This window comes from Ochrobactrum sp. P6BSIII, assembly GCF_014138065.1.
Classification (GTDB): domain Bacteria; phylum Pseudomonadota; class Alphaproteobacteria; order Rhizobiales; family Rhizobiaceae; genus Brucella.
Map to the genome: position 1 here is coordinate 132,878 of NZ_JACGXB010000001.1, position 21,571 is coordinate 154,448.

A 21,571-nucleotide genomic window follows, 5' to 3' on the forward strand; every position below is an offset into this window, starting at 1 on the left:
GCTGGCGGGACTCCAGCATGCCTGCCTGACATTATGGGGATTATGGCCCTCACGTACAAGTACCGCCTGTAAAAAAACGCGAGGGTCACGGCGAAAAACCGAACCGCATTCTCCATACGATCCAATGGCTTATGCTTTTTGAGCCCCCCACATTACAAATCGCTCATATAGTCCGGAGCACTTGTGCAGGCTTCTGGCCCAGCACGCGCCATGTACCGGCCAATCCGAAACCGACCGTCAGCACCAGCGCAACCGCCACGGTCATCAGCGCCACATCAGGCAGGAAGCTCGCCTTGAGCTTCATGATTTCCACCACGACATACCAGCCAGCCGCACTGCCGGCGGCAAGTGCAAAAAGGGCTGTCGCGAGACCGAGCAGCATATATTCCATGACATAGGCTGCAATCAGCGTGCCGCGTGTGGCCCCCAGCGTCTTCAGGACGACAGCATCGTGTACCCGGGCGCGGTTGCCCGCAGCCAGCGCACCGCCCAGCACCAGAACCGAAGCGGCAAGCGCAATGGAAGCCGCAGCGCGAATGGCTGTTGCAAGCTGGCTGATGAGATCATTGGCGACATTGAGCGCATCGGTCACGCTGACTGTCGTGACAGCGGGCCATGTCTTGGTAACTTGTCGGAGCACATCGGGCGCGCGGTTTTTCTGGTTGTCCGGAATGGTGAGCGTTGCAAGCCATGTCGCTGGCGCACCGGCAAAGGTGTTGGGCGAAAACACCATGACGAAATTCATCGCCAGCGTTTCCCACTGCACCTGACGGAAGCTCGCGATCTTTGCGGTGATGTTGCGGCCCAGCACATTGACCGTCACCTTGTCTCCAAGCTTCAGGCCCAGTTCCTTGCCTTCCCGTTCGGAGAAAGAGACCAGCGGCTCACCGCTATAATCGGCAGGCCACCATTCACCTTCGCTCAGCGTCGAGTTATCCGGCACCTTGTCGGCAAATGTAATGCCGCGGTCGCCGCGCAGAACCCATGCCGCCTCAGGCGGAATGGTCATGTCGCGGAGATTGGTGCCGTTGAAAGCCACGATACGCCCACGCAGCATCGGGCCGGAGGTGAGCTTGCCGTCTGGCACGATACCGCTCACCAGTTTGGTGAAATCGCCAATGTCGCGGTTCTGGATATCGACGAAAAAGAAGTCCGGCGCCTGTGCCGGAATATTCTCAGTGACCTGACGGCGCAGATTACCATCGATCAGCGCAATCGCCACCATCAGCGTAAGGCCGAGGCCGAGCGAAAGCACCACTGAAGGCGTCAGCGCACCGGGACGGTGAATATTGCCGACTGCAAGCCGAAGCGCCGTCGAGCGCACACGCGGTGCGCGGCGGGCAAGCCAGCGTATGCCATCGGCCACAAGCCGCAGCACGCCGAAAGCAGCAATGGCCGAGACGATGAAGATCGCCGCAATCCGCCGGTCATAGGCAACGTAAAGCGCCAGAGCGGCGAGAGCCGCAATCAGCAGAACCGCCAGCCCCAGATAAAGCAGCGGTGGCAGACCACGCTGCTCAAAGCCCTGCTCGCGGAACAGGGCCGTCGCCGGAATATCGCGGGCGCGACCGAGCGGAATGATCGCAAAGGCGAGCGTGGTGATCAGGCCGAAGACGGCGGCGAGCGCCAACGCGCCGGGAAAGAAGCCGCCGCCACCGGCGACCGGCAGATAATTGGCCAGCACTATTCCAGCAGCAAACGGAATAATCGCCGCCAGAATGAGCCCAAGCACAATACCGATCAGGCCAATCACCATGATCTGCACCAGATAGACCAGAACCGCAAAGCGCGCAGGCGCGCCAAGCGACTTGAAGGTCGCGATCACACCGCGCTTGCCATCGAGATAAGCGCGCACAGCATTGGCCACACCGACACCACCGACGATCAGCGCCGTCAGGCCCACCAGTGTCAGGAACTGCGAGAAGCGCTCGATATTGGCGCTCAGCGCCGGAGCGGCATTGGCGCGGGAGCGGATATTCCATCCGGCATCCGGGAAATCGGCGGTCGCCAGACGTCTGACTTCGGCAATTGCCGAATCTGGCGCGCCATTGGGAAGCGCGACCTTATAAACATGGTCGACAAGGCTGCCCGGCTGGATCAAACCCGAAGCCCGCAAGCCATCAAGCGAAACCAGAAAACGCGGTGCAAAATTGAAGCCGGACGAAAGAAGGTCCGGTTCGCTTTCGATCACACCGCGCAATTCGAATGTTTGCGAACCGAGCAGTACCTTTGCGCCGAGCGACAGCCCCATGCGGTTGAGAAAATCCTGGGAGACCGCAGCGCCGTAAACATCGCCTTTGACCGCCGTCATATCGGCCAGCGACTGCTCCGGTGCGACCTTCAGCGTACCATAGAGCGGATAGGCGGCATCGACCGCCTTCACCTCGACCAGCGACTGGTCGGAACCATCCGGCATACGAGCCATGGAGCGCATTGTCGCGCTTTCGGCCATCCTGCCCTGCTTTTCGATAAAGGCGCGCTCATCGACGGATGCTTCGCGCTGATTGAGCGCAAAGCTGACATCACCGCCGAGAATGCTCTGACCTTCCGACGCAATGCCGGTGCTGACCGACCGCGCCACGGAATTGACGCCGCCAATGGCCGCCACGCCAAGCGCGATGCAGGCCAGAAAAATATAGAACCCGGCAAGCCCGCCGCGCATTTCGCGCAGTGCAAAGCGGAGTGCCAGCGAAAGCGACGTCGCAGATTTCATGCGCCAGCCACCAGTTTCTCAAGCACCGCACCACCCTTGGCAGGTTCTTCGATGCAACCGGAACGGACGGGAATCTCGCGGTCGCAACGCGCAGCCAGCGACGGATCGTGGGTAACCAGCACCATGGTCAGCCCGTTTTCGCGCTGTTTGGCGAAGAGCAGATCGGCAATCTGCCGCCCTGTCGTGGTGTCGAGATTACCGGTCGGCTCATCGGCAATGAGAATTTTCGGCGACGGCGCAAGCGCGCGTGCAATCGCCACGCGCTGCTGCTCACCGCCGGACAGTTCGGATGGGTAATGCGTCAGCCGTTCGCCAAGTCCAACGGCCTTCAACTCGCGTTCCGCAACGTCGAATGCGTCCCGGCGTCCGGCCAGCTCCAGCGGAACCGCCACATTTTCCAGCGCCGTCATATTGGGGATCAGGTGAAACGACTGGAACACGATGCCGATATTGGCCCCGCGAAAAGCGGCTGCCTGATCCTCGCTCATCTGGCTGATGGTCTCGCCCGCAATCTTCACAGTTCCGTTATCGACATGCTCCAGCCCTGCCAGAACCATGAGAAGTGTGGATTTACCCGAACCGGACGGACCGACAATGCCCACGGACTGGCCGCTGGCAATATTGAGGGAGACACCCTTCAGCACATGCACCGATGATGCAGCATGGCCAAGCGTCAGATGAACATTCTCAAGTTCGATAATCGGGCCAACAGCCTGTTCCGTCACGCGGTTTTCTTCCTATATGAATCAGTAGAACTGAAGAGCGCGCCACAAATTTGAACTTATGTTGCGCCAACTATTGAATAAATCACGTGAGCTGTCGCTCACCCTTTTACCGAATATGGGTTGCCAACGATGCGTTTCAAACTCTCAATTCCGGCATGGCTCTCGATTTTTGCGATCCTCGGATCGGTTTTTGCTGGCAGCGTCTATGCCCAGCAAGAGCCGGCACAGGAGGACCCGACGGGCCTGGAAGACGCTCTGCCGACCGAGCAGCTTTCGCAGGTCAAGGTTGTCGGCTTCGGTGACAGCCTGATGGCCGGTTATCTCCTGCCCGTCAACGCCGCCTTTCCGCAGCAGCTTGAAAAAGCGCTGAACGACAAGGGCGTCGAGGTTTCAATTGAAAATGCAGGCGTATCGGGCGACACAACCACCGGCGGCCTGTCGCGCATCGACTGGTCCATCCCCGATGGAACTGACCTCGTCATTCTTGAACTCGGCGCCAACGATGCCCTGCGCGGCATCCAGCCCGATATTACGGAAAAGAATCTGGACGACATGCTGGCGCGCCTCAAGGAGCGCGGCATTTCCGTCATTCTGGCAGGCATGATCGCGCCACCCAATATGGGCAAGGACTATGCCGCCAAGTTCAACCCGATTTATCCGAAGCTGGCGCAGAAATATGGCGTACCGCTCTACCCGTTTTTCCTCGACGGCGTAGCAACCAAGAAGGATCTTCTGCTTGAGGATGGAATGCACCCCAACGAAAAAGGTGTCGAAGCAATGGTGGCAAACTTTATGCCCACTATCGAAAAAAGCCTGTCCGACATGCAAAACAAGGGGACATCAGGAGGCTGAAACCCGTTAGGAGCATAAACAGCTTGCTCCGGGACTCAAACGATGATTCGCTACAAATGCATCGACTTAGCCGAATCGATTTCTGACAGGTACGATGTTTTGACTCTCTAGGTTAGAGTGTCCTTTATGCGTCCACGACGCATAGCGCTCTGACACAGAACGCTTCGAGGAGGATGCCTTATGCCGCGTCTTTTCACTGCCCTCGAAATCCCGCGCGATGCTGCGCTCTCGCTTTCATTATTGCGAGGCGGTCTCCCCGGCGCACGCTGGATTGATGTCGAAAACTACCACATAACGTTGCGTTTTATCGGAGATGTGGAAGGCCATGTGGCCGACGAGGTTGCCAATGCGCTTGATCGTGTGCGGCGACCCGAATTCATGCTCAACCTGTCGGGTGTCAATGCGTTCGGCTCCAAAAAGCCGCACAGCATTTATGCGGGTGTATCCCCGTCGCCTGAACTCAACGCATTGCAGGCGGAAATCGAACGCATCTGCCAGAGGCTGCACATTCCCGCTGACCCGCGCAAATTCACACCCCATGTGACGCTTGCGCGGCTTCGCAACGCTCGCATCGACGATGTCGTGCGTTACCTTTCTTCACGCGGCAATTTCGCGACGCCACCCTTCAAGGTGGGCCGTTTCGTGCTGATGTCCTCCCGCGATTCCGTGGGCGGCGGACCTTACATTGTTGAAGAAGCCTGGCCTTTGGTGGCGTCCACCCGCCAGAACTGGTCGGCCAGCGCTTTCGAAGACGCCAGAACCATCCGGTAAACCAGCTCGAAATCCCCGGTTCCGCCATAATAGGGATCGGGGATTTCAACTGCCTTTCCCTCCGCAATCTCGGTGAACAGCCCAACATGCGCGCTTGCATTTGCAGGCTGCCGTTGTGCGATCATCCGCATATTGTAGCGGTCCATCCCAAGGATCAGGTCGAAGCGGCTGAAATCGGCGGCGATCAGCTGGCGACATCGTTGTGCGCTGATATCGAGACCATGACGTGCCGCGACGCTGATGGACCGTTCGTCGGGTTCTTCTCCCGTGTGATAACCGTTCGTCCCTGCCGAATCGATCAGCACATTGCGGACACCACGTGCTTCAAGAACATGTCCCATCACGCCCTCGGCAAGCGGTGAACGGCAGATATTGCCGGCGCAGATGAAAAGAATGCTGGTCGGTTTCTCTATGGTCACGGAACCCTCGCGCTCATGATAAGTTAGTTCAAGAACCGCAACATAGGCGAAAGACGATGGCACGCAACCGGCTGACTGCAGACGAACTGAAACAGGCGCTGACCGAACTGGAAGGTTGGCAGAAGGTGGATGATCGCGAGGCGATCACCAAAAGCTTCAAGTTCAAGGACTTCAACGCCGCCTTCGGCTTCATGACACGGGCAGCACTTTATGCCGAAAAACTCGACCATCATCCCGAATGGTTCAATGTCTATAACCGCGTTGATGTCACGCTTGCGACCCACAGCGAAAATGGCGTAACCGAGCTGGACATCAAAATGGCACGCAAGATGAACGCGATAGCCTGACCCTGATGATAATCGCCTAAACCTTTGAAATATAAACCATGATAGTCTTCTTCTGGTAATTGAAGCTGCCGTCGCGGTTCCGGCATGAATAGGGCAGCGCTTTGGTCAGATCGATGCGATCGCCCCAATTCTGGCCAAGCGCGCCACCATTGATGCTTCGGATAAAGACATCGCCGACAGCAATAGCCGAGTGGAAAATATGCCCGGCCCTGACATCGTAGAACCCGATGGCGCGGCCATAGGTGATGGCGGAATAGCCGTTCCACTGCTCTCCGGCGCGGAAGTTCAGCAGCGGAATCCAGTTCTGCCCGGAGGTTCCGCGCAAGGTATGCTCGGAAATGCCTGCCCCCAGAAGAAAGCGCATATAGGCCGTTGCATCGTAGCAAACATTGTCTTTCACATCGACAGTGATGTGGTCGCTTAAATCCTGCGCCGATGCGAGCTGGTTTCCGCGATAGAACTGACTTGTCCGGTCAGCACGGACAAAGTTCTCGCCATAGCCGGTAAGATGCATGAACAGTCTCCATTCAATCAGGTCAAGAAGCTGACCCAGACCCAAAACTGACCTTGGGCTGGCCAGACCTATAATCCGGTGATTTGGGATAGCCGTTGTAGCTGATGGTTCTTGCAGGATGCTCCCTGCCCTGAACGAGCAAAAACTTGAAAACCCTGGCGATACCCCCCATTTTCGATCATGTCATTTTCGGCCCCTCATACGCCGCGATCTGACTGACAGGAGTTTGCTCGACGATGGATAGCGTCAAAATTGGTGAAATCCTTGAACCCGGCAGCGAAAGCGATTTCAAGAAACGCAGCGAACGGGTGAAGCAAGGTTTCTGGAAGGCCGTGCGCCGCGCCGGTCGGATGGTGCCCTTCATGGATGAAGTGGTGGCCGCCTATTATTGCGCCCTCGACCAGAAAACACCGACACGCGTGCGCATGACACTGATGGCGGCGCTTGCCTATTTCGTGCTGCCCTTCGACATCATCCCCGACATGCTGGTCGGCATCGGCTTTACTGACGATGTCGCCGTGCTGATGGCAGCCCTTACCGCTGTGCGCACGCATATTACGCCTGCGCACCGGTTGGCGGCGCGTCAGGCGCTGGAAGAGGCTGAGGGAGTAAGGGAGTAAGGGAGTAAGGGAGTAAGGGAGTAAGGGAGTAAGGGAGTAAGGGAGTAAGGGAGTAAGGGAGTAAGGGAGTAAGGGAGTAAGTTCTCACAATCCTGAACGCGTACAAGCCCTTAAAGCTGGTGGTGAGCCAGAGCGCATTGGTCGTCATTTGCAGCGCGAATGGCGACTTTCGGACCAGACACTTAATTGTGAAGCCGCAACTTCTCCCTTTATCCCCTATTCCCTTATTCCCCTACTGCCCTACTCCCCTCCTGTCATATTCCAGCCGCTTTCTTTGCATTGATGTGGAGCCTGGGGTGGCGATCAGCCCTTGCTCGTTCAAGTTTTCTTTCAAAACTTCACCGTTTGGTAACCCAGATTAAGGCACTTTAATCGGCAACTGAGCGGGGCGGCGTGTAGAACGGCGGCATCCCGATATTCGAGTTTGAAGCAAACGAAAGAGAACCGGTAAAAGACCATGCTTGGAAAATCGATCGTCGCGGCTTCGGTGTTTACGATTGCAATGGCGGGCTCGGCCCTCGCCCAGACACCGACCCAGATTAAACAGTTCGACGCCTGGGGCGCCTATAGCTACAAGGCGGGCAACGGCAAGGTTTGCTATGTCCTCTCCGTTCCGACTGTGAAGGCTCCGGCCTCGGTCGACCACGGCGACAATTTCTTCCTGATCAGCCAGAAGCCGGGCCAGAACATCTCGTTCGAGCCGCAGTTCATGGCGGGTTATGACCTGAACCCCAATGCCAAGGTTACCGTCAGCGTCGGCAGCAACCGTTTCACCATGTTCGTGAACGGCAAGTCGGGCTGGATGGAAAATGCCGCTGAAGAGCCGAAGCTCATAGCAGCCATGAAGTCCGGTCAGGATCTCAAGGTCGAGGCGCAGTCGAAGCGCGGCACCAAGACCAATTACACCTATTCGCTGAAGGGTGTTTCGGCAGCTCTCGCCGCGATCCAGAACTGCAAGTAAGCGACTTTTCGTCGAATACGGACTGTTTTTTCAGAGCCGGAGCCTTTGCTCCGGCTTTTTTCTTTTGTGTCAGTTCCGCCAATCTTGCATGACTGCCGGGATTATCGAACGGGATGACGGACGCCTTATTCTATGCTAAGAGCGCGCGGAACAAGGCTCGCATATGCAGATGGCAGAGCCCATATACTCCTTGCAATCAGGGCAATCGGGCCCGAATTGATCGGCGCGCGTCATCGCGGTCGCCCCTTAACAGTTGAAAACAGATGTCTATTTCGTTCGACCTTACCATTGATGATACGCGCGACCAGCTTGCCCGCCATGTGCGCGCCAATCTGGAAGCAAAGCCGTCGCTCATCGGCATGTCGCGCGAGGAGATGGCCGAAGCGCTCATCAAGGCCGGTGTGCCGGAACGTCAGGTGAAGATGCGCATCAGCCAGCTCTGGCACTGGCTTTATGTGCGCGGCGTTTCCGATTTTGCCGACATGCGCAATATTTCCAAGGACCTGCGCGCCATGCTGGCGCAGCATTTCACCATTGCGCGCCCGGAAGTGGTCGAAGAACAGATTTCTCAGGACGGCACCCGCAAGTGGCTGTTCCGCTTTCCGCCGCGCGGCGCAGGTCGCCCGGTCGAGATCGAAAGCGTCTATATCCCCGAAGAAGGCCGCGGCACGCTGTGCGTTTCCAGCCAGGTCGGCTGCACCCTCACCTGCTCGTTTTGCCATACCGGCACGCAGAAGCTGGTGCGCAATCTGACCTCGGAAGAAATTCTGGCGCAGCTTCTGACTGCCCGCGACCGGCTCGGCGACTTCCCGGACAAGGATACGCCCGACGGCGCCATGGTGCCTGCCGAAGGCCGCAAGATCACCAACATCGTGATGATGGGCATGGGCGAGCCGCTCTATAATTTCGAGGAAGTGAAGAAGGCCCTGATCATCGCCTCTGATGGCGACGGCCTGTCGCTTTCCAAGCGTCGCATCACGCTTTCGACCTCCGGCGTCGTGCCGGAAATCTATCGTACCGGTGATGAGATCGGGGTTATGCTCGCCATTTCCCTGCACGCCGTGCGCGACGAGTTGCGCGACATTCTCGTGCCGATCAACAAGAAATATCCGCTGGAACAGCTGGTCAAGGCCTGCCGCGAATATCCCGGCCTGTCGAATGCCAAGCGCATCACATTCGAATATGTGATGCTGAAGGACATCAATGACAGCCTTGAGGATGCAAAGCTTCTGGTGAAGCTGTTGCAGGGTATTCCGGCCAAGATCAATCTCATTCCGTTCAACCCGTGGCCCGGCACCAACTACCAGTGCTCGGACTGGGAGCAGATCGAACGTTTTGCCGATTACGTCAACGCTGCCGGTTATGCCTCGCCGATCCGTACCCCACGCGGTCGCGATATTCTTGCTGCCTGCGGCCAGTTGAAGTCGGAATCCGAACGCATGCGCAAGAGCGAACGCCTTGCGTTGGAAGCCATGATGATCGCCGGACACGGCGAATAAACGGAACAAGCGAGCGCACGTGAACGATACTTTCGACTACATAATGCGCTTCGTCGTTATTCTCTTTGGCTATTGCTGCGGCCTTCTGGCAACCGGCTGGTTTCTGGCTGCCATCCTGTTTCGCAGCATCGGCGTCGATGCGCTGATGGACGATTTCGCCATGATGGCCGGGGCCAGCAATATGGAAGCCGCCACCCTTTGGGCGACGACCAGTTTCTGGAGCAGCGTTTTCGTCGGCGGTATCGTTGTAGCTATGCTGGCGGGCGGCATCAGTTTTCTGCCTGCCGCTATCGTCATTCTGCTCGCCGAAGCGCGCGGCTATCGCTCGTCGGTGTTTTATTGTGTGGTAGGGGCGGTGATCGGTCTTGGAACCGCGGGAACCGCCATTCCGTTTCGCGGATCGGACGACTGGCCGGAAATGCCGCTCTGGATTGCCGCCTTCGTCGGTGCAGGCATTGTAGGCGGCTTCATATATTGGCTGATTGCAGGCCGCAATGCCGGACGGCTTTCCGACCGCCCGGCAGGATAATCAAGGCATAAAGCTTATTTCGCCTGCGCGGTGATGATTTTCAGCGCGAAAGCTGAAAACACGCCGGCAAACAACCAATCCACAATGCGCGTCACAGTCGGGTTCTTCTTCAGAAGGCCCGCAAACCTGTCGGCTGCGACGACCATTGGCACGGTAAAGGGCAGCGCCAGCGGAATGAAAGACAGGCCGAGGAAAAACAGTTTGCCCATCGCATGCGGGTCAGTAACGGAGACGAACTGCGGCAGAAAGGTCATGTTGAACAGAATGATCTTCGGGTTGAGCAGATTAATGCCAAGCCCGGTCGCCCAGTTCTGAACCAGTGTGTGCTTTTTACCGCCGTTCTTTTCCGGCGAGAACGCCGAGCCCTTGCGGATTGCCTGCACGGCGAGCCAGACGAGATAGCCCGCCCCCACCACCTTCAGCACAGTGAAAGCAGCCGGAGACGCGATAATCAGCGCCGAAAGCCCCAGCGCCACCATCGTCGTATGGATGACGATGCCGGTATTTGCGCCTGCCATGCAGGCAAAACCGGCCGCCTTGCCTTCAGACAAGGCGCGCCCGACAAACAGCGTCATATCCGGGCCAGGTGTGATGGAAAGAATGGCGGTTGCAATCGCGAACTGGACGAAAATGGTCCATTCGGGAATGAAGGTCAGGTTTGTCAGGAATGGCATGCGCGTAGCTCCGAAAATTCGCGGCAAAATAGAGCGGTTTCTGTTCTGACAGAATCGTCGGAACCGCTCTATTTGGTTTGTTTTGAGCATTATCCGACGCAAAGCCGCTTCGCACTTTTGCTGGAAATGCTCTAACGCGAATCAAATCTCGCCGCTACTGGATTCTCTGGTCTTTTCGATAAGTCGCAGCCATCCTGCTTGCACGTGGCTTAGCAACTGATAAAAGGACAGCAACATCCAATTCCCAAGCCCTGCGGATGCTCTTCCCGAGCGGACAATGGGGCATCCATCGTATCGGAAGTTGACTATGAGCAAGTGGAAAGACGTTAAGAAGGTCGTACTCGCCTATTCGGGCGGTCTCGACACCTCGATCATCCTGAAATGGCTTCAGACGGAACTCGGCGCGGAAGTTGTGACTTTCACCGCCGATCTGGGCCAGGGCGAAGAACTTGAACCGGCACGCAAGAAAGCGGAAATGCTGGGCATCAAGGAAATCTTCATTGAGGATGTGCGCGAAGAATTCGTGCGCGATTTCGTTTTCCCGATGTTCCGCGCCAATGCCGTCTATGAAGGCGTTTATCTGCTCGGCACGTCGATTGCCCGTCCGCTGATTTCCAAGCACCTCATCGAGATTGCCAAGAAGACCGGCGCCGATGCCATTGCGCATGGCGCGACCGGCAAGGGCAACGATCAGGTTCGCTTCGAGCTTTCCGCTTATGCGCTGAACCCGGACATCAAGATCATCGCTCCATGGCGCGACTGGACTTTCAAGAGCCGCACGCATCTGCTCGAATTCGCCGAACAGCACCAGATTCCGGTTGCCAAGGACAAGAAGGGCGAAGCGCCGTTCTCCGTCGACGCCAACCTGCTGCACTCCTCGTCCGAGGGCAAGGTTCTGGAAGATCCGGCACTGGAAGCTCCAGAATATGTGCATATGCGCACCATTTCGCCGGAAGCAGCGCCCGACAAGGCAACGATCATCAAGATCGGCTTTGAAAAGGGCGATGCCGTTTCGATCAACGGCCAGCGTCTTTCGCCTGCGACGCTTCTTGCCAAGCTCAATGAATATGGCCGCGACAACGGCATCGGTCGTCTCGACCTCGTGGAAAACCGCTTCGTCGGCATGAAGTCGCGCGGCGTCTACGAAACACCGGGCGGCACGATCCTGCTGGCAGCTCACCGCGCCATCGAATCGATCACGCTTGACCGTGGTGCTGCTCACCTCAAGGACGAGCTGATGCCGCGTTATGCGGAGCTGATCTATTACGGTTTCTGGTTCTCGCCGGAGCGCGAAATGCTGCAGGCCGCAATCGATCTCAGCCAGAAGAACGTCGAAGGCGAAGTCACCCTCAAGCTCTACAAGGGCAATGTGATGGTGATCGGCCGTGAGTCGGACAAGTCGCTTTATTCCGACAAGCTCGTGACCTTCGAAGACGATCAGGGCGCTTACGACCAGAAGGATGCAGCGGGCTTCATCAAGCTCAACGCGCTGCGCCTGCGCACGCTCGCCGCGCGTGATCGCAAATAAGCAGACCCAATATTGAAAATATGAAACGCCCTCCCTCATCGGAGGGCGTTTTTCTTTGCCCTGAATTTTCTTTTCTATGAAGAATCCGACGCGCCGACAGGGATCGGACGTTTCCCTGCTTGACTCTTTTCAGAGTCGATTCAATACTGGAACAAATAGAGAACGAAAGCGACTTTGGCAAAACCGGCAGGCAGGCTTGCCTCCGGAACCGCGCAATCAAACACAGACAGATTACAGGAATTTCGACGTGAGCGGCATCGACATCGCGACGTTGCGGCGCATGGTTACCGCCATTGAAGGCAACGATCCGCAAGGAAACTTTGCTGGCGATACAGGTGCCGGTTTCGGGCGCGCAAACAGCTTCGCGCTTGGCCTTGCGGCGGCGGACACCGCCTTTCCGCATGGGCTTGCTGGCGATGCCTTGCATGAGGTTTTCGCGGAAAATCCTGGTGCGCATATGGCGGCAACGGGCTTTGCGCTCGCCATGGCATTGCGAGCCACACAGAAGCAGCGACCAATCGTCTGGATCGAGGAGGAAACGGCGACAAGCGAATATGGCGGGCTCTACCCGCCGGGACTGCATGCTTTCGGCATCGATCCGCACCGGCTGCTGATCGTGCGCTGTCCGAATGCACAGGATGTGCTGAAGGCCGCCAATGATGTGCTGGAAGCAGGAACCGGCGGCAAGGCTTCGCATCTCGTTTCCGGCATCGTTGCCTCGATAACCGGCCAGCCGAAATGCCTCGACCTGACGGCCTCACGCCGCCTGCTGCTGGCAGCGGAGACCGCGCAACTGCCGGTCATCCTGCTTCGAAGCCATCGCACCGGCGTGCAAAGCGCTGCCGTCAGCCGATGGCGTGTGGCCCCTGCTCCCTCGCGCTCCAGCGGAGCCAATGCGCCCGGGAAACCGGCCTTTCTAGCCGTTCTGGAGCGCAACCGTCATGGCACATGCGGCCAGTGGATCATGGAATGGAACAATGAAACCCTTGAATTCGGCATCAGAGAACGGGAAGGAAGCGGTAGCGTCGGCATCCATGGCGTCCTCCATGGCGTTCATGGCGCTGTGGTTTCCGTTCCTGCCGACGGACAGATTGCACCGCGCCGGGCGATCTGATGCATCCTCCGGGCAAGCATCCGACGCGCTGCCGCTTGTCATTACCGAGCGCACCGCCAATGCGCTGCGGCTGACGGCCATCGACGTCAAGGCCGCCAAGCTCGGGCTTTATCCCGGCATGGCGCTGACCGATGCGCGGGCGCGCGTGGAAAGGCTGGATGTAGCCAATGCCGAGCCGGAGCGCGATGCCGCCCTGCTCACAGGAATGGCCCATTGGTGCGAACGCTATACGCCGCTCGTTGCCTTCGATCCGCCGCACGGACTGATGCTGGACATTACCGGCTGCGCGCATCTGTTCGGCGGATTGGCCGCCATGCATGCCGATGTGATCCGGCGCATCGAGCGCGCCGGTCTGCACATACAGGCGGCCATTGCCGATAACAGCTTTGCTGCACGGCTTCTCGCCCGTGGCACGAGAGGCGGCGTCTTCAACAAGGCGCAAGCCGACGCCGTGTTGCCGCGCCTGCCGCTTTCCGCACTTGAACTGGCCGCTGCCGCTGAAACCGGCCTCAAGCGTGCGGGCCTGAAACGGATCGGCGATGTGATGGCGCTGCCGCGTGCCGCACTCACCGCCCGCTTCGGCCCCGATCTCGCCACCCGTCTCGGTCGTCTGACACGGCAGGAGCGCGCGCCCATCTCGCCGCTGCGCATGGTGCCGCTCGCAACGACTGAACGTCGCCTGTCCGAGCCTGTGACCGCCATGGAACTGGTGGAGCGCATCTTGCAGGAACTGGCGCTGGAGTTGTTCGCCCGGCTTGAGACGGAAGGCAAAGGCGCGCTTTTGATCGAAGCGACCTTCTTCCGGGTCGATGGCGCGATACGCCATATCCATATCGAAACCGGTCAACCTCTGCGCGACGACAGGGTTTTTCTGCGCCTTGCGCGCGAAAGGCTCAATGCCCTTACCGATCCGCTGGATGCCGGTTTTGGTTTCGACATGATCAGGCTTGCCGCCTTGCGCAGTGCCGCGGTCGCCCAACGCCAGACCGGGCTGGACCAGCATGAGGAAGACGATGCCGGTTTCAGCCAACTCATTGACCGGCTCTCGGCGCGTCTGGGGCCGGAACGCGTGCTGGTGCCTTTCGCGCGCGATACGCATATGCCGGAGCGCGCTTTTGGCCTGCGCCCTGCCCTGCATGGCAGCCGCGCAAACGAGACCGACTATGAAAGCGGTCCGGTTCTGGCGGGCGATCCGCCAGCGCGTCCCATAAAACTGTTTCGGCCGCCGCAGCCCATCGAAAGCGTGGCGGAAGTGCCTGACAGTCCGCCCTCGTTCTTCCTGTGGCGGCGGGTTCGCCATCATATTCGCCTTGCCGAGGGGCCAGAGCGGATCGAACCGGAATGGTGGCTTTCCATCGGCCATGACGTGCCGGAGCTGCGCGATTATTACCGGGTGGAAGATGAGAACGGCCAGCGCTTCTGGATTTTCCGCGAAGGGCTTTATGACGGCGCCAATCATCCACGCTGGTTTCTGCATGGGTTGTTTGCCTGATGACCCATATCGGCCAAAACCCCGTTTATTATGAAATGGCTGTCGCCAGCAATTTCTCCTTCCTGTGCGGCGCATCGCATCCGCAGGAACTGGTATTGCGCGCGCACGAACTTGGTCTGTCCGGCATCGGCATTGCCGATCGCAACACGCTGGCCGGTGTGGTGCGGGCGCATGCCGCTTGGAAGGATTTTCGCGACAAAAGCGACTTCCGGCTTTTCATCGGCTGCCGCCTGTCTTTCATCGATGGCACGCCGGATATGGTCGTCTATCCACGAGACCGGCCTGCCTATGGGCAATTGTGTCGCCTTCTGACCGAAGGTAAAAGGCGCGCCGCCATCAAGGGCGAATGCCATCTGCTCTGGGCTGACCTGTTGTTTCGTGCCAGACAGTTTCAGATCGCCGTCATGCCCCCGGAAGACGACGATCCTGACTTTCCGACGCGCCTGTCGGAAATCGCGACGGCGGCGCAAGGCTGTGTCTGGCTGGCGCTCGCCATGCCGCATCAAGGGCATGACGGCCGCCGGGCCGAGCGCATCGCCCGTTTTGCAGCAGACGCGGGCGTGCCGCTTCTCGCCACCAATGATGTGCTCTATCACCACCCCGACCGCCGTGCGCTTCAGGATGTGCTGACGGCAACCCGCCATCACAGCACGGTTTTTGCCGCCGGACGGCTGCTGGAGAAAAACGCCGAGCGCCATCTGAAGCCTGCGCGGGAAATGGTACGGCTTTTCCGCGCCTACGCACAGGCCATCGCCGCGACCGCCGATTTCATCGCGCCCATCACCTTCCAGCTCGATGAGTTGAAATATGACTATCCCGACGAGCCCGTGCCGCCGGGAAAGACGCCGCAACAGCATTTGCATGACCTTGCCTGGGAAGGCGCTGCCCGACATTACGGCGCAGATACCATTCCGGAAAAGGTAAAGGGACTGATCCACAAGGAACTGGCGCTGATCGAAAAGCTGCACTATGCGGCCTATTTCCTGACCGTCTATGACATTGTCAGCTTTGCCAAGTCACAAAAGATTTTGTGTCAGGGGCGCGGCTCGGCGGCGAATTCCGTCGTCTGCTTTTGCCTCGGCGTGACCGGTGTGGACCCGACCGAAGTCGATCTCCTGTTCGAGCGTTTCATCTCCGCCGAGCGCAAGGAACCGCCGGATATTGACGTCGATTTCGAGCATGAACGGCGCGAGGAGGTGATGCAATATGTCTATAATCGCTACACCACCGACCGCGCGGCAATTGTTGCGACCGTCATCAGCTATCGTTCCCGCAGTGCGATCCGTGATGTCGGCAAGGCGCTGGGACTGACCGAAGATGTGACGGCGGCGCTTGCCAATACGGTCTGGGGCATATCTGGCGGTGGCATCGACAAAGAACATATTCGTCAGGCAGGCCTCGACCCGGACAATCCGGTCATTCGGCGCGCTGTGGAACTGGCCATAGAGCTGATCGGCTTTCCGCGTCATCTGTCGCAGCATGTGGGGGGCTTTGTGCTCACACGTGACCGTCTGGACGAGACTGTTCCCATCGGCCCGGCAGCTATGGAAGACCGTTATTTCATCGAATGGGACAAGGATGACATCGATGAAGTAGGGCTGATGAAAGTGGATGTGCTGTCACTCGGCATGCTCACCTGCATCCGCAAGGCTTTCGACCTCATTCACCAGCATAAGCCGCATCTTTATGGCGGCGAAAAGCAGACCCTCGCCAATCTGCCGCGCAAAGACAAGGCCGTCTATGACATGCTCTGCAGGGGGGATTCGCTCGGCGTATTTCAGGTGGAAAGCCGCGCCCAGATGAACATGCTGCCGCGTCTGAAACCGCAGGAGTTCTACGATCTCGTCATCCAGGTCGCCATTGTACGTCCCGGCCCTATTCAGGGCAATATGGTGCATCCCTATCTGAGACGAAGAAACGGACAGGAGCCCAACACCTTGCCGTCGCCTGCCCCGGAACATGGCCCACCGGACGAGCTGCGGCAGATACTGGACAAGACCAAAGGCGTGCCGCTGTTTCAGGAACAGGCCATGCGCATTGCCATTGAGGCGGCAAAGTTCACGCCCGACGAAGCCAACCAGCTGAGGCGTGCCATGGCGACGTTCCGCAAGATGGGCACCATCCACACCATGCAGGAAAAGATGATCGACGGCATGGTGAAGCGCGGCTACGACCGGACCTTCGCCGAGAACTGCTTCAACCAGATCAAGGGCTTCGGTGAATATGGTTTTCCGGAAAGCCATGCGGCAAGCTTTGCGCATCTGGTCTATATTTCCGCGTGGATCAAGCATCATCACCCGGAAGTCTTTGCCGCCGCCCTGCTCAACTCGCAGCCGATGGGCTTTTATGCCCCGGCGCAGATCGTGCGCGATGCGCGTGACCATGGCGTGACAGTCCTGCCCGTCGATGTGAATTTCAGCCAATGGGATAATTTTCTCGAAGACATCCCCGGCCCGCAACCAGCTGTGCGGCTGGGCTTCCGCCAGATCGACGGCTTTTCCGAGCGAGACACTGATCTGCTGCTTGCCGACCGGCATGAGCCTTATCGCACCATTGAGGATATGCATCGCCGCCTGCGTCTCGACCGGCGGGCCTTCACCGCGCTCGCCGATGCCGATGCTTTCGGCTCGCTCGATATCGACCGCCGCGCAGCACTTTGGGCCGTGCGCCGCCTGCCCAATGATGAAACCTTGCCGCTGTTTCGGGCTGCATCCACAAGCGAACTTGCGGAAGAACCGCGCACCAAGCTGCCTGAAATGGCCGCGGCGGAACATGTCATTGCCGATTACGAGACGACCCGGCTTTCGCTGAAAGGGCATCCGCTGCAATATTTACGCGAGGGGCTGGCAGCGGAAGGTGTTTCCACCTGTCGCGCAGTGCAGGAAGGCGCCAATGGTGGCCGGATGAAGGTGGCAGGCATCGTGACCGTGCGTCAGCGCCCCGGCAGCGCGAAGGGCGTTGTGTTTCTCACCATCGAAGACGAAACCGGCATAGCCAATATCGTCGTCTGGCCGAAGATCATGAAGGCATTTCGCCGCGAGGTGATGGGCGCGCGTCTCGTCCGCATCGAAGGCCGCATCCAGCGCAGCCCGGAAGGCGTGGTGCATGTGGTGGCGGCCAAGATCGAGGATCGCTCCGGTGCCCTGCTGGATCTCAGCGGGCGCGATGCGCAACGCCTCGTCGCGCCGTCACAAATGGCGCATCACCCCAGAAATGTGCGGATCATGCCGAAGTCGCGAGACTTCCATTGAGAGTTTCAGTTCCACGCGCCGACGAAGAACACCGCACAATAATGCAGCATCGCCCCAACCACGACAAAGCCATGCCAGATGGCGTTCTGGAAACGCAGCCGTTGCCAGACGTGAAAGATCACGCCCAGCGAATAAACGATGCCGCCCGCGGCAATCAGCCAGAACACGGTCGGCGGCAACGATTGCACAATCGTGTCGTAAACCATGATGCCGCTCCATCCGAGCGCCAGATAAAGCAGGATCGACAGCCGGTCGAAACGACCGGGCAGGAAAAGCTTCAGCATGATGCCGACGAAAGCCACGCCCCACACGAAAAGCAGCAGCGGCACAGCACGGTCGCCCATATGCATCGCGAAAGGCGTGTAGGTTCCGGCAATCAGCAGATAGATGGCCGAATGATCGAAACGGCGCAGGAACCATTTGGTCGGCGAGACCGGCCAGATATTATAGACCGCCGAAATACCGAGTGCGCCCAGAAGGCACGCCAGATAGACGCTGGAAGAAATCGATGTCGACGCAGAACTGTTGGGCAGGAAATAGATCAGCATGGCGATTGCACCGGCAAAGGCCAGCGCCACGCCCAGCACATGGATGACGCCATCCGCCCAGAGCTCCGCCCGGTCGTAATGCCATTTGATTGTATCTGGCAGTTTCATAATCTTCGCCCTGTCCGATCTTCAGACAGCAAACTGCCATTGCTCTGCAGCGTCAAGATGACAGTTAAACGCATCGTGTTTTCCAAAAATCGATTCCGACTTTTGGGCAAATGCGTCAATCGATGTCGAGATTTAAACCGGCGACCAACCGCCGCCGGTAGAAGCTTACTGCGCGGCAGGCGCGTAAGAAGCCTGGATCGGCGCAACACCCGGCAGCGGTGCCGAAGAACCGCTTGGCAGGGCAACCGGCTCGATAGAAGCCGCGGCATCGCGTGTCGGACCGTTACGGAAACCGCCATCCATGCCGGTTTCTTCCAGCATACCCTGACGCTTGGCGTCGTAATAATAGCCGCGTGCATAGTAACGCACGGCCTGGCTTTCATTGCCGCCAGCAACCTTATACGCGCCCGACAGATAGCGAACGGCATACTTCAGGTTGGTTTCGGCATCGAGCAAGCCCTTCGGTGCGCCCTTATAGCCCATGCCGCGTGCCGTCGGATGGCTGATCTGCATCAGACCCCAATAGGGTCCATTGCGCGCACCGGGATTGAAGCGGCTTTCGCGATGCACAACCCGGCGCACCAGACGCTCAGGCACATCATAAGCGACGGAATATTTGGCAATCAGCGCATCGAGATCTTTCGGCGCGTGCTCCGGCGTCTCGAAAGCCATGTTGGCGGCGACCGAAGCAGGCGAAGCGGCAGCACGTGCGCCCGCATAGGCCATCATCGGCTGCGAAACGCCGCGTTCGCCCGGAATGGGAACGACGGCTGGCAGAGCAGGTTCGGCGGAAGCAACAGCTTCGGCACCCGCTGCTGGCACGCCGGGAACGGCAGTGCCGTCCGTTGTTGTGGCAGCGGCAATAGCGGCAGCACCGCCCGTTGCAGCCGGACCAGCAGCCATAGCCGTTGCAGTCGTGCCAACGGCGGCACCAGCGGTCGGAACGGTGGCAGCCCCCGGAACCGCAGCTGCGGTCGCGGCGGCAGGCGCACCCGCCACAGCAACAGCCTGCGGCGCGGCAGCGCCGACAGCGGCACCCGCTGCACTCGTCTGCGGTGCGGTATCAGCTGGGGAAATTAGAGCCGTTTTGACCGGCTTGCCATCATTGGTGGTATTGCAGGCGCTCAGCGCCACGGCGCAGCCCAAAAGCAGGACACCCTTGCGTGCAAGGGAAGCGGATGCAGAAGAAAAAAGCGCGAAACGCATAGCTGGACCCGTTCTCAGGAATCGAAATCTTTTTCGATGCGTTTTTCAAGCTCGACCAGATCGTCAGGCAGCGGCAAACCGTTCGCACGGAGCGCATTCAGCTTTTCGCGAACTGTTTCGCGGATTTCATGGGCGTCCTGCGGCTGATTCACCATTTGCTCAAACAGCAGCGCAATTTCCGCCTTGATGTCCTCGAATGCCATCCAGATCCTCTTGGCTTAACGGCCTCCAGGAAGCCCGTTGCAGTCAATATTCTTTCGGTCGATGACAGTTCTGTACCACGCAAAAGACGAAAAGCGGAAGCTCTAAACGTCGGGGTCGCGCCAAAATGAATATTTCAAATGGTAACAAAAGGATTAACGCGCTCAAAGAATGCGTGGCAGCATCGTATCTATAACGTTGAAATCCAAGGCAAAAATCCCAAGATCGTCGAAGTCCAACCCACCGTTTGGATCGAAGAGATAAATGCTCATCCAGATAAGCGCGATGACCAGCAAAATAGCCAGAATCGTGAGAATCAAAAGGCGTTTGCCGAGCGCCGCCTTGCGGCCCGCCCCCTGCTTTGAATGCTTTGCCATCGTCACTTGTCGCCCCGGCTCTGGTGCTTCGGCGTTGTTTCGGACGCGCTAATCATCATTGGTCGCATTCAGTTCTTCCGGCGGCGTGCCATGTTCAGGCGCCGACGGCAGATAGCCTTCATGGACCAGCCATTTGCGCAAAATCAGCGTTATGGCCTCTGTCAGGTTCAGACCCGGATGCTTCTCAGCGATGACGCGCTCCAAAGCATCATGCACATCATCGGGAAGATAGGTGCTCATTCTGTCTCCTCCGCTTAGAGCGCGTTTCGATCTGATTGGATCGGCGCTCTAACTGTTTGATAGAACGCGCATCTTATCCGAAAACCGGTTCCCACTTTTCGGGATGCGCTCTGTCCTTTGCTTTATCGCGCATCTTATCCGAAAACCGTTTCACACTTTTCGGGATGCGCTTAATAAAATCAGGCAACCGTTACGGACACACTGCCGACACCATCCACCTTGCCCACGAGACGGTCGCCGCGCTGCACGGGGCCGACGCCTGCGGGCGTGCCTGTGAATATAAGATCGCCTGGTTGCAGCTCAAAGAGCGACGAAAGATAGGAAATCGTTTCGGCCACTTTCCAGATCATCTGATTGAGATCGCCGGACTGGCGCGTCTCACCATTGATCGAAAGCGAAATCGACGCCGACTGCGGGTGGCCTACATCCGATACTGGCGCAATGGCCGAGCATGGTGCGGAATGCTCGAAAGCTTTGGCGACTTCCCACGGACGACCGGCCTTTTTAGCGACCGCTTGCAGGTCGCGCCGCGTCATGTCGATGCCGACCGCATAGCCGTAAACGTGATCCAGCGCCTTCTCGACCGGAATATCGATACCGCCGGTCTTCAGCGCAATCACCAGCTCGATCTCGTGATGCACATCCTCGGTCTTGGGCGGATAGGGAAAATCACCGCCATTGATGACCAGACTATCCGGGTTCTTCTGGAAGAAGAACGGAGGATTGCGGGTCGGATCACCGCCCATTTCGATGGCGTGATCGGCATAATTCTGCCCGACGCAATAGATGCGGTGCACGGGGAAAAGCGCGTCTGTTCCTTTCACGGGCAGAAAAGGCTGCGGGCGCGGCGCGAAGACATAATCGGTCATTGGGGATTATTCC

General features: G+C 58.4%; 22 protein-coding genes. 11 read left to right on the plus strand and 11 right to left on the minus strand.

Features of this window, described 5'->3' with window-relative positions; all coding sequences use genetic code 11:
- Positions 1 to 163: 163 nt before the first annotated feature.
- Complete coding sequence (locus FHW00_RS00560; RefSeq protein ID WP_078339694.1) at positions 164 to 2,713, minus strand: ABC transporter permease; 2,550 nt, start codon at positions 2,711 to 2,713, stop codon at positions 164 to 166.
- Positions 2,710 to 3,438, minus strand: a complete 729-nt coding sequence (locus FHW00_RS00565) for an ABC transporter ATP-binding protein (protein WP_078339695.1) — start codon at positions 3,436 to 3,438, stop codon at positions 2,710 to 2,712. Before FHW00_RS00565 ends, FHW00_RS00560 begins: the two co-directional genes overlap by 4 nt.
- Before the next feature lie 129 nt (positions 3,439 to 3,567).
- Between FHW00_RS00565 and FHW00_RS00570 the strand changes: the two genes are divergently transcribed.
- Positions 3,568 to 4,290 carry an arylesterase gene (locus FHW00_RS00570; RefSeq protein ID WP_078339696.1) on the plus strand — a complete coding sequence of 241 codons (723 nt, stop codon included), beginning with the start codon at positions 3,568 to 3,570 and terminating at the stop codon, positions 4,288 to 4,290.
- A 180-nt stretch (positions 4,291 to 4,470) separates the two neighbouring features.
- Positions 4,471 to 5,061 carry an RNA 2',3'-cyclic phosphodiesterase gene (thpR, locus tag FHW00_RS00575; protein ID WP_078339697.1) on the plus strand — a complete coding sequence of 197 codons (591 nt, stop codon included), beginning with the start codon at positions 4,471 to 4,473 and terminating at the stop codon, positions 5,059 to 5,061.
- Here thpR and FHW00_RS00580 read toward each other — a convergent pair.
- The gene (locus FHW00_RS00580) at positions 4,971 to 5,480 is read right to left on the minus strand and encodes a low molecular weight protein-tyrosine-phosphatase (protein WP_078339710.1); all 510 of its coding nucleotides are present in this window, start codon (positions 5,478 to 5,480) and stop codon (positions 4,971 to 4,973) included. The genes thpR and FHW00_RS00580 overlap by 91 nt on opposite strands.
- A gap of 56 nt (positions 5,481 to 5,536) precedes the next feature.
- Here FHW00_RS00580 and FHW00_RS00585 point away from each other — a divergent pair, with 56 nt between their 5' ends.
- Positions 5,537 to 5,827, plus strand: coding sequence for a 4a-hydroxytetrahydrobiopterin dehydratase (locus FHW00_RS00585; protein ID WP_078339698.1), 291 nt, complete (start codon positions 5,537 to 5,539; stop codon positions 5,825 to 5,827).
- 16 nt (positions 5,828 to 5,843) lie between these two features.
- Here the strand turns inward: FHW00_RS00585 and FHW00_RS00590 are convergent, their stop codons facing one another.
- A complete protein-coding gene (locus FHW00_RS00590) occupies positions 5,844 to 6,341 on the minus strand; it encodes a hypothetical protein (RefSeq protein ID WP_078339699.1) in 498 nt (165 codons plus the stop codon).
- Between the two features lie 236 nt (positions 6,342 to 6,577).
- Here FHW00_RS00590 and FHW00_RS00595 point away from each other — a divergent pair, with 236 nt between their 5' ends.
- The 4 genes from FHW00_RS00595 (at position 6,578) to FHW00_RS00610 (ending at position 9,950) form a co-directional block, all read left to right on the plus strand.
- Positions 6,578 to 6,961 (plus strand): YkvA family protein, encoded by a 384-nt coding sequence (locus FHW00_RS00595; RefSeq protein ID WP_078339700.1) that lies wholly within the window; start codon positions 6,578 to 6,580, stop codon positions 6,959 to 6,961.
- Between the two features lie 457 nt (positions 6,962 to 7,418).
- On the plus strand, positions 7,419 to 7,922 hold the full coding sequence (locus FHW00_RS00600; RefSeq protein WP_113533733.1) for an invasion associated locus B family protein: 504 nt from the start codon (positions 7,419 to 7,421) through the stop codon (positions 7,920 to 7,922).
- A gap of 263 nt (positions 7,923 to 8,185) precedes the next feature.
- Positions 8,186 to 9,421 (plus strand): 23S rRNA (adenine(2503)-C(2))-methyltransferase RlmN, encoded by a 1,236-nt coding sequence (rlmN, locus tag FHW00_RS00605; RefSeq protein WP_078341295.1) that lies wholly within the window; start codon positions 8,186 to 8,188, stop codon positions 9,419 to 9,421.
- 19 nt (positions 9,422 to 9,440) lie between these two features.
- On the plus strand, positions 9,441 to 9,950 hold the full coding sequence (locus FHW00_RS00610; RefSeq protein WP_078341294.1) for a hypothetical protein: 510 nt from the start codon (positions 9,441 to 9,443) through the stop codon (positions 9,948 to 9,950).
- A 14-nt stretch (positions 9,951 to 9,964) separates the two neighbouring features.
- Here FHW00_RS00610 and FHW00_RS00615 read toward each other — a convergent pair whose 3' ends face one another.
- Positions 9,965 to 10,624: a LysE family translocator gene (locus FHW00_RS00615; protein WP_078341293.1), complete on the minus strand. Its 660-nt coding sequence runs from the start codon at positions 10,622 to 10,624 to the stop codon at positions 9,965 to 9,967.
- Between the two features lie 307 nt (positions 10,625 to 10,931).
- Between FHW00_RS00615 and FHW00_RS00620 the strand changes: the two genes are divergently transcribed.
- From FHW00_RS00620 to FHW00_RS00635, 4 genes are all read left to right on the plus strand, one after another.
- Positions 10,932 to 12,152 (plus strand): argininosuccinate synthase, encoded by a 1,221-nt coding sequence (locus FHW00_RS00620; RefSeq protein ID WP_078341292.1) that lies wholly within the window; start codon positions 10,932 to 10,934, stop codon positions 12,150 to 12,152.
- A gap of 247 nt (positions 12,153 to 12,399) precedes the next feature.
- Positions 12,400 to 13,266, plus strand: a complete 867-nt coding sequence (locus tag FHW00_RS00625; RefSeq protein WP_078341297.1) for an ImuA family protein — start codon at positions 12,400 to 12,402, stop codon at positions 13,264 to 13,266.
- A 40-nt stretch (positions 13,267 to 13,306) separates the two neighbouring features.
- Positions 13,307 to 14,758: a Y-family DNA polymerase gene (locus FHW00_RS00630; RefSeq protein WP_078341298.1), complete on the plus strand. Its 1,452-nt coding sequence runs from the start codon at positions 13,307 to 13,309 to the stop codon at positions 14,756 to 14,758.
- The gene (locus FHW00_RS00635) at positions 14,758 to 18,009 is read left to right on the plus strand and encodes an error-prone DNA polymerase (protein WP_078341291.1); all 3,252 of its coding nucleotides are present in this window, start codon (positions 14,758 to 14,760) and stop codon (positions 18,007 to 18,009) included. Before FHW00_RS00630 ends, FHW00_RS00635 begins: the two co-directional genes overlap by 1 nt.
- 5 nt (positions 18,010 to 18,014) lie before the next feature.
- Here FHW00_RS00635 and trhA read toward each other — a convergent pair whose 3' ends face one another.
- The 6 genes from trhA to FHW00_RS00665 form a co-directional block, all read right to left on the minus strand.
- The gene (gene trhA, locus FHW00_RS00640; RefSeq protein WP_078341290.1) at positions 18,015 to 18,665 is read right to left on the minus strand and encodes a PAQR family membrane homeostasis protein TrhA; all 651 of its coding nucleotides are present in this window, start codon (positions 18,663 to 18,665) and stop codon (positions 18,015 to 18,017) included.
- Positions 18,666 to 18,830: 165 nt separating this feature from the next.
- Positions 18,831 to 19,817 (minus strand): transglycosylase SLT domain-containing protein, encoded by a 987-nt coding sequence (locus FHW00_RS00645; RefSeq protein ID WP_445558196.1) that lies wholly within the window; start codon positions 19,815 to 19,817, stop codon positions 18,831 to 18,833.
- Positions 19,818 to 19,885: 68 nt separating this feature from the next.
- A complete protein-coding gene (locus FHW00_RS00650) occupies positions 19,886 to 20,074 on the minus strand; it encodes a hypothetical protein (RefSeq protein WP_078339953.1) in 189 nt (62 codons plus the stop codon).
- A 162-nt stretch (positions 20,075 to 20,236) separates the two neighbouring features.
- Entirely contained in the window at positions 20,237 to 20,449 is a 213-nt protein-coding gene (locus tag FHW00_RS00655) for a hypothetical protein (protein WP_078339952.1), read from the minus strand.
- A 48-nt stretch (positions 20,450 to 20,497) separates the two neighbouring features.
- Positions 20,498 to 20,689, minus strand: a complete 192-nt coding sequence (locus tag FHW00_RS00660; protein ID WP_078339951.1) for a hypothetical protein — start codon at positions 20,687 to 20,689, stop codon at positions 20,498 to 20,500.
- A 179-nt stretch (positions 20,690 to 20,868) separates the two neighbouring features.
- On the minus strand, positions 20,869 to 21,558 hold the full coding sequence (locus FHW00_RS00665; protein WP_078339950.1) for a fumarylacetoacetate hydrolase family protein: 690 nt from the start codon (positions 21,556 to 21,558) through the stop codon (positions 20,869 to 20,871).
- Positions 21,559 to 21,571 lie beyond the last annotated feature (13 nt).

Bases quoted from the DNA above. Each gene is read 5' to 3' on its own strand.
- FHW00_RS00660 (WP_078339951.1), bottom strand. From the start codon at position 20,689: ATGAGCACCTATCTTCCCGATGATGTGCATGATGCTTTGGAGCGCGTC.
- FHW00_RS00595 (WP_078339700.1), top strand. From the start codon at position 6,578: ATGGATAGCGTCAAAATTGGTGAAATCCTTGAACCCGGCAGCGAAAGC.
- thpR (WP_078339697.1), top strand. From the start codon at position 4,471: ATGCCGCGTCTTTTCACTGCCCTCGAAATCCCGCGCGATGCTGCGCTC.
- FHW00_RS00585 (WP_078339698.1), top strand. From the start codon at position 5,537: ATGGCACGCAACCGGCTGACTGCAGACGAACTGAAACAGGCGCTGACC.
- FHW00_RS00650 (WP_078339953.1), bottom strand. From the start codon at position 20,074: ATGGCATTCGAGGACATCAAGGCGGAAATTGCGCTGCTGTTTGAGCAA.
- FHW00_RS00590 (WP_078339699.1), bottom strand. From the start codon at position 6,341: ATGCATCTTACCGGCTATGGCGAGAACTTTGTCCGTGCTGACCGGACA.
- FHW00_RS00620 (WP_078341292.1), top strand. From the start codon at position 10,932: ATGAGCAAGTGGAAAGACGTTAAGAAGGTCGTACTCGCCTATTCGGGC.
- rlmN (WP_078341295.1), top strand. From the start codon at position 8,186: ATGTCTATTTCGTTCGACCTTACCATTGATGATACGCGCGACCAGCTT.
- FHW00_RS00560 (WP_078339694.1), bottom strand. From the start codon at position 2,713: ATGAAATCTGCGACGTCGCTTTCGCTGGCACTCCGCTTTGCACTGCGC.
- FHW00_RS00570 (WP_078339696.1), top strand. From the start codon at position 3,568: ATGCGTTTCAAACTCTCAATTCCGGCATGGCTCTCGATTTTTGCGATC.
- trhA (WP_078341290.1), bottom strand. From the start codon at position 18,665: ATGAAACTGCCAGATACAATCAAATGGCATTACGACCGGGCGGAGCTC.
- FHW00_RS00655 (WP_078339952.1), bottom strand. From the start codon at position 20,449: ATGGCAAAGCATTCAAAGCAGGGGGCGGGCCGCAAGGCGGCGCTCGGC.
- FHW00_RS00635 (WP_078341291.1), top strand. From the start codon at position 14,758: ATGACCCATATCGGCCAAAACCCCGTTTATTATGAAATGGCTGTCGCC.
- FHW00_RS00600 (WP_113533733.1), top strand. From the start codon at position 7,419: ATGCTTGGAAAATCGATCGTCGCGGCTTCGGTGTTTACGATTGCAATG.
- FHW00_RS00665 (WP_078339950.1), bottom strand. From the start codon at position 21,558: ATGACCGATTATGTCTTCGCGCCGCGCCCGCAGCCTTTTCTGCCCGTG.
- FHW00_RS00615 (WP_078341293.1), bottom strand. From the start codon at position 10,624: ATGCCATTCCTGACAAACCTGACCTTCATTCCCGAATGGACCATTTTC.